The 15,761-nt window shown below is 69.4% G+C and carries 7 protein-coding genes; 5 read left to right on the plus strand and 2 right to left on the minus strand.

The genetic code is table 11. From position 1 onward, the window contains the following. Positions 1–110 precede the first annotated feature (110 nt). Complete coding sequence (locus AB0915_RS04000) at positions 111–1,358, plus strand: serine hydrolase domain-containing protein (protein ID WP_366689578.1); 1,248 nt, start codon at positions 111–113, stop codon at positions 1,356–1,358. A gap of 300 nt (positions 1,359–1,658) precedes the next feature. Here the strand turns inward: AB0915_RS04000 and glgP are convergent, their stop codons facing one another. Then, positions 1,659–4,262, minus strand: coding sequence for an alpha-glucan family phosphorylase (gene glgP / locus AB0915_RS04005; RefSeq protein ID WP_366689579.1), 2,604 nt, complete (start codon positions 4,260–4,262; stop codon positions 1,659–1,661). An 896-nt stretch (positions 4,263–5,158) separates the two neighbouring features. Between glgP and AB0915_RS04010 the strand changes: the two genes are divergently transcribed. The 4 genes from AB0915_RS04010 (at position 5,159) to glgB (ending at position 13,205) form a co-directional block, all read left to right on the plus strand. Next, positions 5,159–7,210 carry an alpha-1,4-glucan--maltose-1-phosphate maltosyltransferase gene (locus tag AB0915_RS04010; RefSeq protein ID WP_366689580.1) on the plus strand — a complete coding sequence of 684 codons (2,052 nt, stop codon included), beginning with the start codon at positions 5,159–5,161 and terminating at the stop codon, positions 7,208–7,210. After that, positions 7,207–8,913 (plus strand): maltose alpha-D-glucosyltransferase, encoded by a 1,707-nt coding sequence (treS, locus tag AB0915_RS04015; RefSeq protein WP_366689581.1) that lies wholly within the window; start codon positions 7,207–7,209, stop codon positions 8,911–8,913. Before AB0915_RS04010 ends, treS begins: the two co-directional genes overlap by 4 nt. Positions 8,914–9,205: 292 nt before the next feature. Next, entirely contained in the window at positions 9,206–10,609 is a 1,404-nt protein-coding gene (locus AB0915_RS04020; RefSeq protein ID WP_366689582.1) for a maltokinase, read from the plus strand. 97 nt (positions 10,610–10,706) lie between these two features. Beyond that, positions 10,707–13,205 (plus strand): 1,4-alpha-glucan branching enzyme, encoded by a 2,499-nt coding sequence (gene glgB / locus AB0915_RS04025; protein WP_366689583.1) that lies wholly within the window; start codon positions 10,707–10,709, stop codon positions 13,203–13,205. On the opposite strand, the gene AB0915_RS04030 is transcribed toward glgB, so the two are convergent. After that, positions 13,162–15,372 carry a UvrD-helicase domain-containing protein gene (locus tag AB0915_RS04030; RefSeq protein ID WP_366689637.1) on the minus strand — a complete coding sequence of 737 codons (2,211 nt, stop codon included), beginning with the start codon at positions 15,370–15,372 and terminating at the stop codon, positions 13,162–13,164. The genes glgB and AB0915_RS04030 overlap by 44 nt on opposite strands. Positions 15,373–15,761: the final 389 nt, after the last annotated feature.

Below are 15,761 nucleotides of genomic sequence, written 5' to 3' on the forward strand. Positions count from 1 at the left end.
CGCGCCACTGTAAGTGCCGGGCGCCCCTGCGGCACTACAGCCACCTGTAGGTTTCCATCGGGCGCCTGTGGTAGCGACACGCAACTCGAGGCTTACCTAGCGTGGGATTCATGAAATCCACAACCCCGGCCTCCGCGCCGCAGCACCGCCCGTCCCAGCAGCGTCACCGCCGGATCGGCCGAGGGTGGCTGGCCGTCGCGGCGGCCGCACTCGGCACAGCGGGTGTGGCCATAGCTGTCCAGCCCTCGGACGGTGCAGCCGCGACGTCCGCGCCCGGCTACCGGCAAGACGACCTGCGCCTGGACACCGATGCCATCCAGGCGCTGGGGATCACCGGCGTCCAGGCGCGGGTGACCACCGCCTCCGGCCGGGATCTGGTCGCCACCACCGGCGTCGCCGTGGCGGGCACGAACCGCCCGGTGCCCCGCGACGGCTATTTCCGGATCGCCAGCACCGGCAAGGCACTCATGGCCACTGTGATCCTGCAGTTGGTCGACGAGGGCAAGCTGTCACTGGACGACACGGTAGACCGCTGGCTACCCGGTGTGATCGACGGCAAGGGCAACGACGGACGGAAAATCACCGTGCGCCAGCTCCTGCAGAACACCAGCGGCCTCCACGACGACCTTCCCGGCTTCGACACCCCGCAGGAGTACTACCGGCACCGCTACGACACCTACACCCCCGAACAGATCGTCGCCCGGGCGATGAAGCACCACCCGGACTTCCGGCCCGGCGCCGGCTGGAACTACTCCAACACCGGCTACGTCGTCCTCGGCATGATCGTCGAAAAGGCCGCCGGCCGCCCATGGCAGGAGGAGGTCGAGAGCCGGATCCTGAACCCGCTCGGCATGAACCACACCTACCTGTCGGGCGCCACTCCCACCCTTCGCCGCCCGCACGCCGACGGCTACCAGGTCTTCGCCCCCGGCGAACGGACCGACGTCACCGAACAGATCGTCCCCGACCTCGGCGGCTATGTCTCCACCACGGCGGACGTCAACCGTTTCTTCCGGGGACTGCTGGGCGGCAAGCTGCTGTCCAGGGCGCGCATGGCCGAGATGCAGGACACCGTCCCGGTCGCCAAGCAGTTCGAGGCATTCTGGCCCGGCGGACGCTACGGCCTCGGCTTGGTCAACCGCCCCCTGACCTGCGGCGGCAGCTACTGGAGCCACGAAGGAGGCGAAGCCGGCTACATCACCCTGAACGGCGCCACCGACGACGGCAGCCGCACCGTCACCGTCTCCATGTCCACCAGCTTCAACAACCTCGATAAAACGCTCCGGCAACAAAAGGCCGCCAGCGACCTCGTCGACCGCGCGCTGTGCGACACCTCCAGCAACAGACAGGGAAAGTGACCGCCCGGGGCGTTCGTGCCGGCTCCGGGCCACCACATGCTGCTCCCTGCAGCGACACCGGCCGGCACGGGCGGTTGTTCAAGAGCCCGTGCGGCTCTCAGCTCGCCTCCCGGCTTCCGCAGTGCGGGGTGCAGGCACGCTTGCCGCACGCGGCATTCCTCTCCCCCGAAGTGGCTCAACGGGTGATCGCACATCTTGGTACGGGCCGGCTGTCGCGGGCCGCCGGTGCCAGGGCCACTGCGCTCGGAAGACGAAGGGGGCCAGCACCTCACAGGTGCCGGCCCCGGGGAGGACGGGTGGTCAGCGCATCAGCAGGCCCGCACCGTCGCCCGTCGCCTCCGTCGGCAGTGCGACCAGGCCGAGTTCCGCGCTGGTTGCCAGCAACGGGTGAGCGGGAAGCACTCGCACCGTGTAGCCGTAGGGGCCGGTGCGGTCGAGGGCGAGCGGGCCCTCGTACAGCCAGCGACCCTCCAGGTCCTGGCCTCCGGTCGGCTTCAGCGGGAAGAACTGGGCGTCCGAGATCGAGTCGGCGGAGTCGACCCGCCCGGCCACTGCCTGCACCTCCACATCGTCCGGCTCCAGTGCTCCGAGAGCGATCCGGACACGCAGCGCCAGCGTCGCCCCCAGCTCGGCCGAACCGCCGACCGTGCTGGGCGCCACGGCCTCCACATGGTCGACCGCGACCCGCGGCCAGGCAGCACGGGCCCGGGCCTTCCAGTCCGCGAGCTCCCGCGCCGTGGCAGCGTCCAGGGAGCGGTGGGCGAGCGCGGCGGGGGCGTACAGCCGCTCGACGTACTCGCGCACCATGCGTCCGGCGAGGACCTTGGGACCGAGCGTGCCCACGGTGCGGCGGACCATCTCGACCCAGCGCTCGGGAAGCCCGTCGTCGCCCGTGTCGTAGAAGCGCGGTGCCACCCGCTTTTCGATCAACTCGTAGAGGGCATTCGCCTCCAGCTCGTCGCGCCGGTCCTCGTCCATCGCGGACCCGTCGGCGGTCGGGATCGCCCAGCCGAAGTCGGGTTCGAACCACTCGTCCCACCAGCCGTCGAGCACGGACAGGTTGAGACAGCCGTTGAGCGCGGCCTTCATACCGCTCGTGCCGCAGGCCTCCAGGGGCCGCAGCGGGTTGTTGAGCCAGACGTCGCAGCCGGGGTAGAGCTTCTGCGCCATGGCCATCCCGTAGTCGGGCAGGAACACGATGCGGTGGCGGACCCTGGGGTCGTCGGAGAACCTGACCAATTCCCGGACCAGCCGTTTTCCGCTGTCGTCGGCGGGGTGCGCCTTGCCCGCGACAACGATCTGAATCGGCCGCGTCGGGTGGAGGAGCAGCTCCGTCAGCCGGTCGCGGTCACGGAGCATCAGGGTCAGCCGCTTGTAGGAGGGCACGCGGCGGGCGAAGCCGATCGTCAGCACATCCGGGTCCAGCACGCCGTCGATCCAGCCCAGTTCGGCCGGCTCCGCACCACGCGTGCGCCAGGAGGCGGCAAGCCTCGTGCGGACCTCGGTCACCAGCTGTTCGCGCAGCGTCCGCCGCAGGTCCCAGATTTCGCGGTCCGGGATTCCGGCCGCCGCGTCCCAGCGTCCCGGCGTGCCACCGTACCGGGCTCGCAGCCCGAAGATCTCGGGGGCGACCCAGGTGGGCGCGTGAACGCCGTTGGTCACCGAGGTGATCGGCACCTCCGCGGCGTCGAAGCCCGGCCACAGCCCGGCGAACATCTGCCGGCTGACCGCCCCGTGCAGGGTGGAGACGCCGTTGGCCCGCTGAGCGAGCCGCAGGCCCATGACCGCCATGTTGAAGAGGGTGGGCTCGCCACCGGGGTACGTCTCCATACCGAGCTGCAGGATCCGCTCGACCCCGACACCCGGCAGTTCGCCGTCGTCGCCGAAGTGACGGGCGATGAGCTCCCGGTCGAAGCGATCGATTCCGGCAGGCACCGGGGTGTGGGTGGTGAACACCGTGCCGGCCCGCACCGCCTCGACCGAGGAGTCGAAGTCCATCCCGGTTCCGGAGAGTTCACGGATGCGTTCAAGACCGAGGAAACCGGCGTGCCCCTCGTTGGTGTGGAAGACCTCCGGGGCCGCGTGCCCGGTGAGCCGGCAGTAGGTCCGCACGGCTCGCACGCCGCCGATGCCGAGCAGCATCTCCTGCAGCAGCCGGTGTTCGCTGCCACCGCCGTACAATCGGTCGGTGACCTCGCGCTCGCCGGGTGCGTTCTCCTCCACGTCGGAGTCGAGCAGGAGCAGAGGGACGCGGCCGACCTGAGCCTGCCAGATGTAGGCGTGGAGCGAGCGGCCACCCGGAAGGGCCAGTACCACGCGGCTCGGTGTTCCGTCGGCCTCGCGCACCAGGGTGAGCGGCAGTTCGTTCGGATCGAGGAGCGGATAGTGCTCCTGCTGCCAGCCGTCGCGCGACAGGCTCTGCCGGAAGTAGCCGCGCCGGTAGAGCAGGCCGACCCCGACGAGGGGCACACCCAGGTCGCTGGCGGCCTTCAGATGGTCCCCGGCGAGGATGCCGAGTCCGCCGGAGTACTGCGGAAGGGCTGCTGTCACGCCGAATTCGGGCGAGAAGTACGCCACGGCGGCGGGCAGTTCCGCACCCTGCGCCAGCTGCTCCTGGTACCACCGCGGGCCGTTGAGATACTCCTGGAGGGCGGCGGACGCCTCGGTCAGCCGGTGCAGAAACCGCTGGTCCTGGGCCAGCTCGGCAAGGCGCCCGGCAGAGGCGGCGCCGAGCAGACGTACGGGATCGGTGTCCGCCGCGTGCCTGCCCTCCGGATCGACGGCCTGGAAGAGCTCACGTGTCTCGGTGTGCCAGGACCAGCGCAGGTTGCGGGCGAGGTCGCTGAGCGGTTGAAGGGAATCGGGGAGGACAGGACGCACGGTGAATCGACGAATGGCCTTCACGTATTCCACCTTTACAGGGGACGTACGAATCCGAGGGGACGCACCACGGTGTGCGCCGCTCCGTCACCCTCGACGGTAACGGTGCGCCGTACTCCGCAACCACGGCGCGCGACCGGCTCACAACGAACGGCACCGGGCGAGCCGCCCGCCGCCGGATCCGCCCCCGGCCCCGGCGCCCACCGCAGTCCCGGCGTCGGATCAGCGGCCCCCTAAATCTCGTCCGCCCCAGGCGTTATGGCCGATTCCACCCCCTCGGGCAGCCTTGTGGCCCTTCACGGCACAGGGAAGGCTGCCCAGTGGCGTGTACGGGGGTCGGGTCGAGGCGGACCGGCCGGCCCTCGACGCGACTCCGTGCGACGCGCACCACGTCGAGGAGGAGGTTTCGGTTCATGGGACTGACACGGCGACACCCACGACCGGCACAGGACGATGCGGACAGGCGTGGCCGAGCCCCCTGGCGCTGCCTCGGCGGCGGCTGAGGACCGTCTCCGCGAGCCTCCGCACACCGGGCGGAGCCCGGCATGTTCAGACCTTCACCGCTACGCACGAGTAGTTAACAAACCACCGGATTGGCCCCCCGACGACCGCGGGAAGGCTTCTGCGGTACACAGCCCGAATACAGCCCGAATGCGGTTCATCTGCGATCCGGCAGCGGTTCGTATGCAGTCCGTACGCGTCCGGTGCGCATCCGGTGCTCACCCGCGCGCCACACCCGCGCCCCAGCCATTCGAGTGCCATTCGAGTGAATGCGGACAGGAGCGGCCATGCTCACACCCCATCAGCCGTCAACGGAGCAGCTAGAAAGGACGGACCCCCACAGTCGCGGCGTACGCACTCGTCTCTCCACGCCCGCACCGCGTCCCGTGCAGCCCGAGCTCCAGTCCCCAGGTGATTCCATGATCGGTCGCATTCCCGTCCTCGACGTCCGTCCTCTCGTCGATTGCGGCAGAAGGCCCGCCAAGGCCGTTGCCGGTGAGACCTTCCAGGTCACGGCCACCGTCTTCCGTGAGGGGCATGAGGCGGTCGCGGCCAACGCCGTGCTGCGGGATCCGAGCGGCCGCCCGGGTCCGTGGACGCCGATGCGGGAGCTCGCTCCCGGCACCGACCGCTGGGGCGCCGACGTCACGCCGGACTCCGAAGGGCACTGGACGTACACGGTGGAGGCCTGGAGCGATCCCGTGACCACCTGGCGCCAGCATGCACAGATCAAGATCCCTGCGGGGATCGACACCGCGCTCGTCCTGGCGGAGGGCGCCGAGCTGTACGAGCGGGCCGCCGGGGGTGTACCGAAACAGGACGGGCGTGAGGCAGTGCTGGCCGCGGCCGATGCGTTGCGCGACGCGTCACGGCCGGCCGCCGCACGGCTGGCCGCCGCGCTCGCCCCCGAGGCCACCGCCTCGCTCGCCCGCCATCCTCTGCGCGAACTGGTGACCGCGGCCCGGCCGCTCCCCCTCGTCGTCGAGCGCCGACGGGCCCTGTTCGGTTCCTGGTACGAACTGTTCCCGCGGTCGGAGGGTGCCAGGTTCGAGCCGGCCGAGCCGGCGAAGACGAGCAAGGGCAGGACGGGGAAGGCTGCGGACCATCTGCAGGGGCACCGGGGAAGGGTGGTCAGCGGCACGTTCCGTACTGCTGCCGAGCGGCTTCCCGCGGTCGCCGCCATGGGGTTCGACGTCGTCTATCTGCCGCCCATCCACCCCATCGGGACCACCCATCGCAAGGGCCCGAACAACTCGTTGTCAGCCGGTACCCACGACGTGGGGGTGCCGTGGGCGATCGGTTCGGCCGAGGGCGGTCACGATGTCGTCCACCCCGAACTCGGCACGCTCGACGACTTCGACCACTTCGTCGAAACCGCCCGCACCCTCCGCATGGAGATCGCGCTGGACTTCGCGCTGCAGTGCTCTCCCGACCATCCGTGGGTGGAGGAACATCCCGAGTGGTTCCACCACCGCCCGGACGGCACCATCGCCCACGCGGAGAACCCGCCCAAGAAGTACCAGGACATCTATCCGATCGCCTTCGACAAGGATCTGCCGGGGCTGGTCGCGGAGAGCGTCCGCATCCTGCGGTTCTGGATGGACCACGGGGTACGGATCTTCCGCGTCGACAATCCGCACACCAAGCCGGTGATCTTCTGGGAGAAGGTGATCGCCGACATCAACCGCACCGACCCCGATGTGATCTTCCTGGCCGAGGCATTCACCCGCCCCGCGATGATGCATGTGCTCGCCACGGTCGGTTTCCAGCAGTCGTACACGTACTTCACCTGGCGCAATACCAGGCAGGAGCTCACTGAGTACGTCACCGAGCTGGCCGGTGATTCGGCCTCCTCCATGCGGCCCAACTTCTTCGTGAACACCCCGGACATCCTGCCGGGCTATCTCCAGGACGGCGGACGCCCGGCCTTCGAGGCGCGGGCCGTGCTCGCCGCGACACTCTCGCCGTCCTGGGGCGTGTACGCGGGGTACGAGCTGTGCGAGAACACCCCGGTACGGGCCGGCAGCGAGGAGTACCTGGACTCGGAGAAGTACGAAATCCGGCCCCGGGACTGGGAGTCGGCGGAGCGCGAGGGCCGCTCCCTGGCTCCCCTCATCACCTCGCTCAACCGGATCAGGCGCCGTCATCCCGCACTTCAGCAACTGCGCGACGTGCACTTCCACGCCGCCGACAACGACGCGCTGATCGTTTACAGCAAGCGTTCGGGTTCGAACATCGTTCTGGTGGTCGTCAACCTCGACCCTCACCACACCCAGGAGGCCACGGTCTCGTTGGACATGCCACACCTCGGCCTCGACTGGCACGAGACCGTGCCGGTGCGCGACGAGCTCACCGGCCACACCTATCACTGGGGCAGGACCTGCTATGTGCGTCTGGAGCCGGGCGTCACGCCCGCGCACATCGTCGTCCTGCGACCGTCCCCGCCGACCGGAGGGTCACCCACACCATGATTGTCAATGAGCCTGTCCACGACACGTTCGAGGACACCCCGGCCAAGGACCGCGATCCCGACTGGTTCAAGCGCGCCGTCTTCTACGAGGTCCTCGTCCGGTCCTTCCAGGACTCCAACGGCGACGGCATCGGCGATCTCAAAGGCCTCACCGCCAAGTTGGACTACCTGCAGTGGCTCGGCGTCGACTGCCTCTGGCTGCCGCCGTTCTTCAAGTCGCCTTTGCGCGACGGCGGGTACGACGTCTCCGACTACACCGCCGTGCTGCCGGAGTTCGGCGATCTCGCCGACTTCGTGGAGTTCGTCGATGCCGCGCACCATCGCGGGATGCGCGTGATCATCGACTTCGTCATGAACCACACGAGCGATCAGCACGACTGGTTCCAGCAGTCGCGCAGCGATCCCGACGGGCCGTACGGCGACTACTACGTCTGGGCCGACGACGACAAGCAGTTCCCGGACGCGCGGATCATCTTCGTCGACACGGAGACGTCCAACTGGACCTTCGACCCGGTGCGCAAGCAGTACTACTGGCACCGGTTCTTCTCCCACCAGCCGGATCTCAACTACGAGAACCCCGCGGTGCAGGAGGAGATCATCTCCGCCCTCCGGTTCTGGCTGGATCTCGGTATCGACGGCTTCCGACTCGACGCCGTGCCGTATCTGTACCAGCGGGAGGGCACCAACTGCGAGAACCTGCCGGAGACCCACGAGTTCCTCAAGCGGGTGCGCAAGGAGATCGACGCGAACTACCCGGACACCGTGCTGCTCGCCGAGGCCAATCAGTGGCCGGAAGACGTCGTCGACTACTTCGGCGACTTCCCGGCCGGCGGCGACGAGTGCCATATGGCGTTCCATTTCCCGGTGATGCCGCGCATCTTCATGGCCGTGCGCCGCGAGAGCCGCTATCCGGTCTCGGAAGTCCTGGCGAAGACCCCGGCGATTCCCTCCGGTTGCCAGTGGGGCATCTTCCTGCGCAACCACGACGAGCTCACGCTCGAGATGGTCACGGACGAAGAGCGCGACTACATGTACGCGGAGTACGCCAAGGATCCACGGATGCGGGCCAACATCGGCATCCGGCGGCGGCTCGCATCTCTCCTGGACAACGACCGCAACCAGATCGAGCTGTTCACAGCCCTGCTCCTGTCGCTGCCGGGTTCCCCGATTCTGTACTACGGGGACGAGATCGGGATGGGCGACAACATCTGGCTGGGCGACCGGGATGCCGTACGCACCCCGATGCAGTGGACGCCCGACCGGAACGCGGGATTCTCCTCCAGCGATCCGGGGCGGCTCTACCTCCCCACGATCATGGACCCGGTCTACGGCTACCAGGTGACCAACGTCGAGGCGGCGATGGCCTCGCCGTCGTCGCTGCTGCACTGGACACGGCGGATGATCGAGATCCGTAAGCAGAATCGGGCCTTCGGTCTCGGGTCGTACAACGAACTGCCGTCCTCGAACCCCGCGGTGCTCGCCTTCACCCGTGAGTACAAAGACGATCTCGTGCTGTGCGTGCACAACTTCTCGCGGTTCGCGCAGCCGACGGAGCTCGATCTGCGGACGTTCAACGGGCGTCATCCGGTGGAGCTGATCGGCGGGGTGCGCTTCCCCGCCATCGGTCAGTGGCCTTACCTGCTGACTCTCGCCGGGCACGGGTTCTACTGGTTCAGGTTGCGGAAGGACGCGCCGCAGATCTGATGCGGCGCGACTTTCGCGCATGCCCAGCGGGGCGGTTTCCGCCGCCCCGCATTGGGCAATCTCCCCCATATCGAGCTCTTCAGGGTCTTTCTCCCCGAATTCGCCAAATCGCATCGGAGTTCGACGGAGTCGCCCGAGTCCGCCGGGGGCCTTCCAAGGCCCTTGGAGCCCTTCACGTCGAGTCCGTACGGACCATCCTGACTCGACACGTCCCGCACAGCCGGACAGCTATTGCCGCAATCCGGGACACTCTTCGCATCCTGTGGTGTGCCCGGGGAAAGGACGCGATGCCATGTCGAAGGCTGCATCCACTCGGGTCGCCCTCGCCAACAGCACAGCACTACTCCCGTCGCTCGCCCCACTGCTGCATGAGTGGCTGCCTCGGCAGCGGTGGTTCGCAGGCAAGGGACAGCCGGTCACGGCCTTCTCCCTCGTCTCGGCGACCGAAATACTGCCGGTGGATGCCGAGTCCGCAGGGAGCGGCGCCGAGAACGGACCCGGGCTGCTCCATCTGCTGGTCCGGGTACATCAGCCGTCCCTGCCGACCTCACCCGACGACTGCTACCAGATGCTGCTCGGAGTCCGGGCCACGCTGCCACCGTGGCTCGCCCCCGCCCTCATCGGCCATGTGAAGGGAGGCCCACTCGCCGGTCTGGCGGTCTACGAGGGGCTGCACGATCCGCGGCTCGCCGAACTTCTGCTGGAACGGTTGCGCACCCCCGGCACCCTCGGCCCCCTCCGTTTCGACCGGGGCGCCGCCCCCATCCCCGCCGGGCTCGCCCCGCGGGTGCTCGACACGGAGCAGTCCAACTCCTCGCTCGTCTACGGCAACGCCTACATCCTGAAGATCTTCCGCAGGGTCTTCCCGGGGACCAATCCCGATCTGGAACTGCCGCTCGCCCTCTCCCGGGAGGGCTGCGGTCGGGTGCCGGAACCCGTCGCCTGGTTCGAGGCGACAGCATCGGAGCCGCTCACCCTCGGCGTTCTCCAGCCCTTCCTGCGGGGCGCGAAGGACGGCTGGCAGCTTGCGCTACGGGCACTGGCCACGGGCCATGACTTCACCCGTGAGGCCCGCGCACTCGGACGCGCCACCGCCGAGGTGCACACAGCACTCGCCACCGCGCTGCCGACGCCCGTGCTGCGCCGCTCCCAGACCGAGCATCTCGCCGCCGGGATGATGGAGCGGCTGGAGGCGGCTGCCCACGCGGTACCGGCGCTGGTGCCGTATGTTCCCGGGCTGCGTACCGCGTTCGACGCCGTTGCCGCTCTGGGCCACCGGGGCCGGAGCTGGGCCACGCAGCGCGTGCACGGCGATCTGCACCTCGGCCAGACCCTGCGCGCGGCCGACGGCTTCTGGTCACTGATCGACTTCGAGGGCGAACCGGCGCGGCCCCTTCTGGAACGCCGCCGTCCGCAGCCTCCGGTGCGCGACATCGCAGGCATGCTCCGTTCCTTCGACTACGCGGCCCGCTCCCACCGGCCCTGGAACGCCGAGTGGGCGGCACGCTGCCGGACTGCCTACTGCGACGGGTACGCGCAGGCCGCGGGCGTCGATCCGCGCAGCGAACCGGAGTTGTTGCGGGCCCATGAGACGGACAAGGCGGTGTACGAGGTGGTGTACGAGGCCCGGCACCGGCCCGACTGGCTGCCGGTGCCGATGGCCGCCATCCAACGTCTGGCCGCCGCCGTCGACTGATGCGCCGCACACTGCCCGGTTTCGGCCACGGCGGCGTTCCCCGCCCGTCACGCCCCGCCCGCCCCGATTCACCCACACCCCCGAGGAGGCAGTCCCTGTGACCGCCCGCAAGCCGTCCAGCAACGCGCCCGATCCCACCGTGGCCGCTTCGCCCCCGCCGACGCCCGTCGAGCCCACCGCCCCGGAGCCCGCCGCGACACCCGCAACCGCCGCGACTCCGGTCGCCGCCGCGGCCGCCGCGACCCCAGCAACGCAAGAAGCGACTCCGGCCCCCGCGGCACCGTCAGCACCTGCGGGCCCTTCGGCCTCAACGGCTTCCCCCGCCAAGCGGAAGAAGGGGGCGGAGAAGCGGACCGCTGCCGAACCGCCCCGTCCCCGACGCACCGGCGGCGGTGGCCGCGGGGTCCGGCCGGTGCGTGCCCTCGACGACGGCGACCGCGGGCGGCTGCTCGCCGGTGAGCACCACGCACCGCACGATCTGCTCGGCGCGCACATGGTCCGCGGCGGTGTGGCGCTCCGGGTCCTGCGTCCGTACGCGCGTTCCGTGACCGTGCTCGCCAAGGGGCTGCGGACGGAGCTTCACGACGACGGCGACGGGCTGTTCTCCGGGCTGCTGCCGATGCCCGCCGTCCCCGAGTACCAGCTCCTGGTCGGCTACGAGGACAACGAGATCGAGGTCCAGGATCCGTACCGATTCCTGCCCACGCTCGGCGATCTCGATCTGCATCTGATCGGTGAGGGGCGGCACGAGGAGCTGTGGACGGCCCTCGGCGCACAGCCCATGGAACACCAGGGGGTCAGGGGAACACGGTTCACCGTCTGGGCACCCAATGCCCGTGGGGTCCGGGTCGTCGGGGACTTCAACTACTGGGACGGCACGGGCTTCCCGATGCGCTCGCTCGGTTCGACCGGGGTCTGGGAGTTGTTCCTTCCCGCGATCGGGGAGGGCGCGCTCTACAAGTTCGACATCTGCCGGCCGGACGGTTCCCACACGGTGCGCGCCGACCCGATGGCCCGCCATGCCGAGGTCCCGCCCGCCACTGCCTCGATCGTGACGGCCTCGCGCCACGAGTGGCGGGATCAGGAGTGGATGGCGCACCGCGGGGACGTACCCGTGCACGAGGCGCCGTTCTCGGTGTACGAGGTGCATCTTCCGTCCTGGCGCCCCGGTCTCACCTACCGCAGGCTCGCCGAGCAACTCCCTTCATACGTAAGGGATCTGGGGTTCACACACGTGGAGCTGATGCCGGTCTCCGAGCATCCGTTCGGCGGCTCCTGGGGCTATCAGGTCACCGGTTTCTTCGCCCCGACCTCGCGGATGGGATCGCCGGACGACTTCCGGTATCTCGTCGACGCGCTGCACCGGGCCGGTATCGGCGTCATCATCGACTGGGTGCCCGCGCACTTCCCGCGGGACGACTGGGCGCTCGCCGAGTTCGACGGCCGTCCGCTGTACGAGCACTCGGACCCGTCCCGGGCCGCGCACCCCGACTGGGGCACGCTCGAATTCGACTACGGTCGCACGGAGGTGCGCAACTTCCTGGTCGCCAACGCCACGTACTGGTGCGAGGAGTTCCACGTCGACGGGCTGCGGGTCGATGCCGTCGCCTCGATGCTCTACCTGGACTACTCGCGCGAGAACGGGGACTGGGCCCCGAACGAGCACGGCGGCCGGGAGAACCTGGATGCCGTCTCCTTCCTCCAGGAGATGAACGCCACGGTCTACCGGCGCAATCCGGGCGTCGTCACCATCGCCGAGGAGTCCACGGCCTGGGACGGCGTCACGCGCGCCACGCATCATGTCGGCCCCGGCGGTTTCGGCGGACTCGGTTTCGGGCTGAAGTGGAACATGGGCTGGATGCACGACTCCCTGGAGTACATGGCGAAGGAGCCGGTTCACCGCAAGTACCACCACAACGAGATGACGTTCTCGATGGTGTACGCGTACAGCGAGAACTACGTGCTGCCGATCTCGCACGACGAGGTCGTGCACGGCAAGCAAGCTCTGGTCAGCAAGATGCCCGGCGACTGGTGGCAGCAGCGCGCCAATCACCGCGCGTACCTCGGCTTCATGTGGGCCCATCCGGGCAAGCAACTCCTCTTCATGGGGCAGGAGTTCGCCCAGGGCGCGGAATGGTCCGAGGGGCACGGTCCCGACTGGTGGCTGCTCGACCCGTCGTACGCGGCGGAGGCGGACCATCGGGGCGTACGGGACCTGGTGCGTGAGCTGAACGCGGTGTACGGGGCGACACCGGCGCTGTGGCAGCGGGACACCGTCCCCGAGGGCTTCGCCTGGGTCGACGGCGGAGCCGCCGAGGACAATGTCTTCGCCTTTTTGCGTTTCGACGCGGACGGTGCGCCGCTGCTCGCGGTGTCGAACTTCTCGCCGGTGGTCCGCCATGAGTACCGGCTGGGTGTGCCGCCGTCCGTGTCCGCCTGGGCTGAGGTGCTCAACACGGACGCGGCACGGTACGGCGGCGGTGACGTCCTCAACCCGGATCCGCTGAAGCCGGAGTCCGTCGCCGCCCACGGTCACCGCACGAGCGTCCAGCTCACTCTGCCTCCGCTGGCGACGGTGTGGCTGAAGCCGGTGTGATGACCCCGAGCCGCTGGGTGGCCCGGGTCAGCGCCACATAGAGATCGTTGGGGGTCATCAGCGCGGGCGCGACGACGAGAACCGTGTCGAACTCCAGGCCCTTGGCCTGGCGCGGGTCGAGCAGGACGACGGGCCGGTGCAGATCCAGCGGCCCGTCGTCGAGCCCTGTGAGTTCCGCGTGGAGCTCGCGCGGGGCGATGACGGCGAGCTTGCCCTCCGCCGGGGTCTCGGCCTCGGCGAGCCCGGCCACGTCGGCGAGCGGCAGGGTGCGCTCCCACGGCCGTGCACCGGTGGAGCGGATGGAGCGCGGGGGTTCGAAGGCGGGATCGGTGGCCCGGCGCCGCTCGGCCGCGTACTTCATGATCTCGGCGGGCGTACGGTAATTGACCCCGAGCCGGGCCAGCTGCCAGCGGTCCTGGACGTGCGGCGCGAGGATCTCCTGCCAGGAATCGCAGCCTGCCAGGTCGCCGGTCTGGGCCGGGTCGCCGACCAGGGTCATCGAGCGGGTCGGGCTGCGACGCATCAACAGCCGCCAGGCCATGGCCGACAGCTCCTGCGCCTCGTCGACGATGATGTGCCCGAACGCCCAGGTCCGGTCGGCGGCGGCGCGCTCGGCGGCGCTGCGGTGGTCGGCCTCCTCCTGACGCTCGGCGAACCGTTCGGCGTCGATGATGTCGTGCGCCGCGAGGACCTCGGAGGCGTCCTCGTCGAGGTCCTCCTTGTCCTCGAACTCGTAGGTACGGGAGGCGTACGAGACGTCGAGGACGCCCTGCGCGTAGGCGATCTGGCGGGCCCGCTCGGACTCGGCGGCGGCCCGGGCGGCGGAGTCGTCCGCACCGAGCAGCTCGGCGGCCTCGTCGAGGAGGGGCACGTCGGCAGGTGTCCAGGCGGCCTTCTTCGCGCGCCGGAGCAGCTCCGCGTCGTCCTCGGCCAGATGCGTCGGCTCCGCCAGATAGCCGGCGAGGAACTCCTGCGGGGTGAGCGAGGGCCACAGGGAGGTGATGGCGGCGTGCACGTCCGCGCTGGCGGCAATCCCCTTGCCGAGCTGGGCGATGTCGTCGGGGCCGAGGAAGTTCGGGCCGCCGTAGGGGTCGGCGCCGATGCGGTCGGCGAGCTGCGTGGTGAGATCGTCGATGATCCGGAAGGCGAAGGTGGGCAGGGCGAGATTGTGCGGCAGCCCGGTCTCGCGGGCCTTGTGCCGCGCTTCGACTGCCATGCCCCAGTCGAGGATCAGCTCCCCGTCGTCGTGCGCGATGACGATCGGCTCGCCCTTCTCGGGCACCTGCTGCCGGTCCCGTACGGCCTCGGCCAGTACGCCGGCCATGTCCGCCCGGCCCTTGACGGCGGCGGCCGCGGGACTGTCGGTGCCGGTGGCGTGCACGCCGGGGAACAGTTCGCCGACCGTCGACAGCAGCACGCCGGTCTCACCGAGCGAGGGCAGCACGTCGCCGATGTAGCCGAGGAAGGCCGGGTTGGGCCCGACGATCAGTACGGCCCGCTTGGCGAGCTGTTCCCGGTGCGCGTACAGCAGATACGCGGCCCGGTGCAGCGCGACCGCGGTCTTCCCGGTGCCCGGCCCTCCCTCGACGACGAGCACCCCGCGCTGCGGGGCGCGGATGATGTGGTCCTGCTCGGCCTGGATGGTCGAGACGATGTCGCCCATCCGGCCCGTGCGGGCGCTGTTCAGCGCGGCGAGCAGCACCTCGTCGGCGTCGTGCGACTCGTATCCCGTGCGGGTGGGGTCGGCGAGATCCATGATCTCGTCGTGCAAACCGGTGACCGTGCGCCCCTGCGTGGTGATGTGCCTCCTGCGGCGCAGCCCCATCGGTTCATACCCGGTCGCGAGATAGAACGGCCGCGCCACGGGAGCCCGCCAGTCGATCAGCAACGGGGTCCGCTCGGTGTCGTCCCGCCGGATTCCGATGCGCCCGATGTGGTAGGTGACTCCGTCGCGCCTGTCGATCCGTCCGAAACAGAGTCCCGTGTCGGCGGCATTCAGCGCGGCGAGCGAGGCGGAGTGCTCGGCGACGCCGATATCGCGCTCCACCCGCGCCTGTCGACCGGTGCTGAGCTGCGCGATCGTGGCGCGCATGCCGGCTTCGGCCGCTACCCGGAGCTGGTCGAGCCGCTCGTGGGCGAGGGAGACGAATTGCTGTTCCTGCCGCATTTCTTCGGTTGACAATTCAGCTCCTGGCGCGATAGAGTATGTTTATTGAAGTGGTCCACATAATGCGCCGCATGCGCACACGGAACTATTCAATATAGGCGAAGAAATGCCCCGGCCGTCAATTCGGACCGGGGTTTTTGTTTGCGTCCAGGAGACACTTGGCAGAGGGCCTGCGCGCCCGTCGCATCGAGCACGGCGCGCAGCCGTACGAGGATGCCCCGCCACAAGTCGGCGTCACCGGAGTCGCCCCAGAGAGCCGCGAGCTCGGAGTCGGGCGCGCGAGGATGCGATCGACGGCCCGCACCGCGAGCACGGGGCGAGCAAGCAGCTCAGAAAAAGCTCTGAAATCAGGCTTGTTCGGATTGGCCGCGCTTCACACGGAGATACCC

The organism is Streptomyces sp. NPDC048411, from assembly GCF_040704695.1.
In the GTDB taxonomy this organism is placed as follows: domain Bacteria; phylum Actinomycetota; class Actinomycetes; order Streptomycetales; family Streptomycetaceae; genus Streptomyces.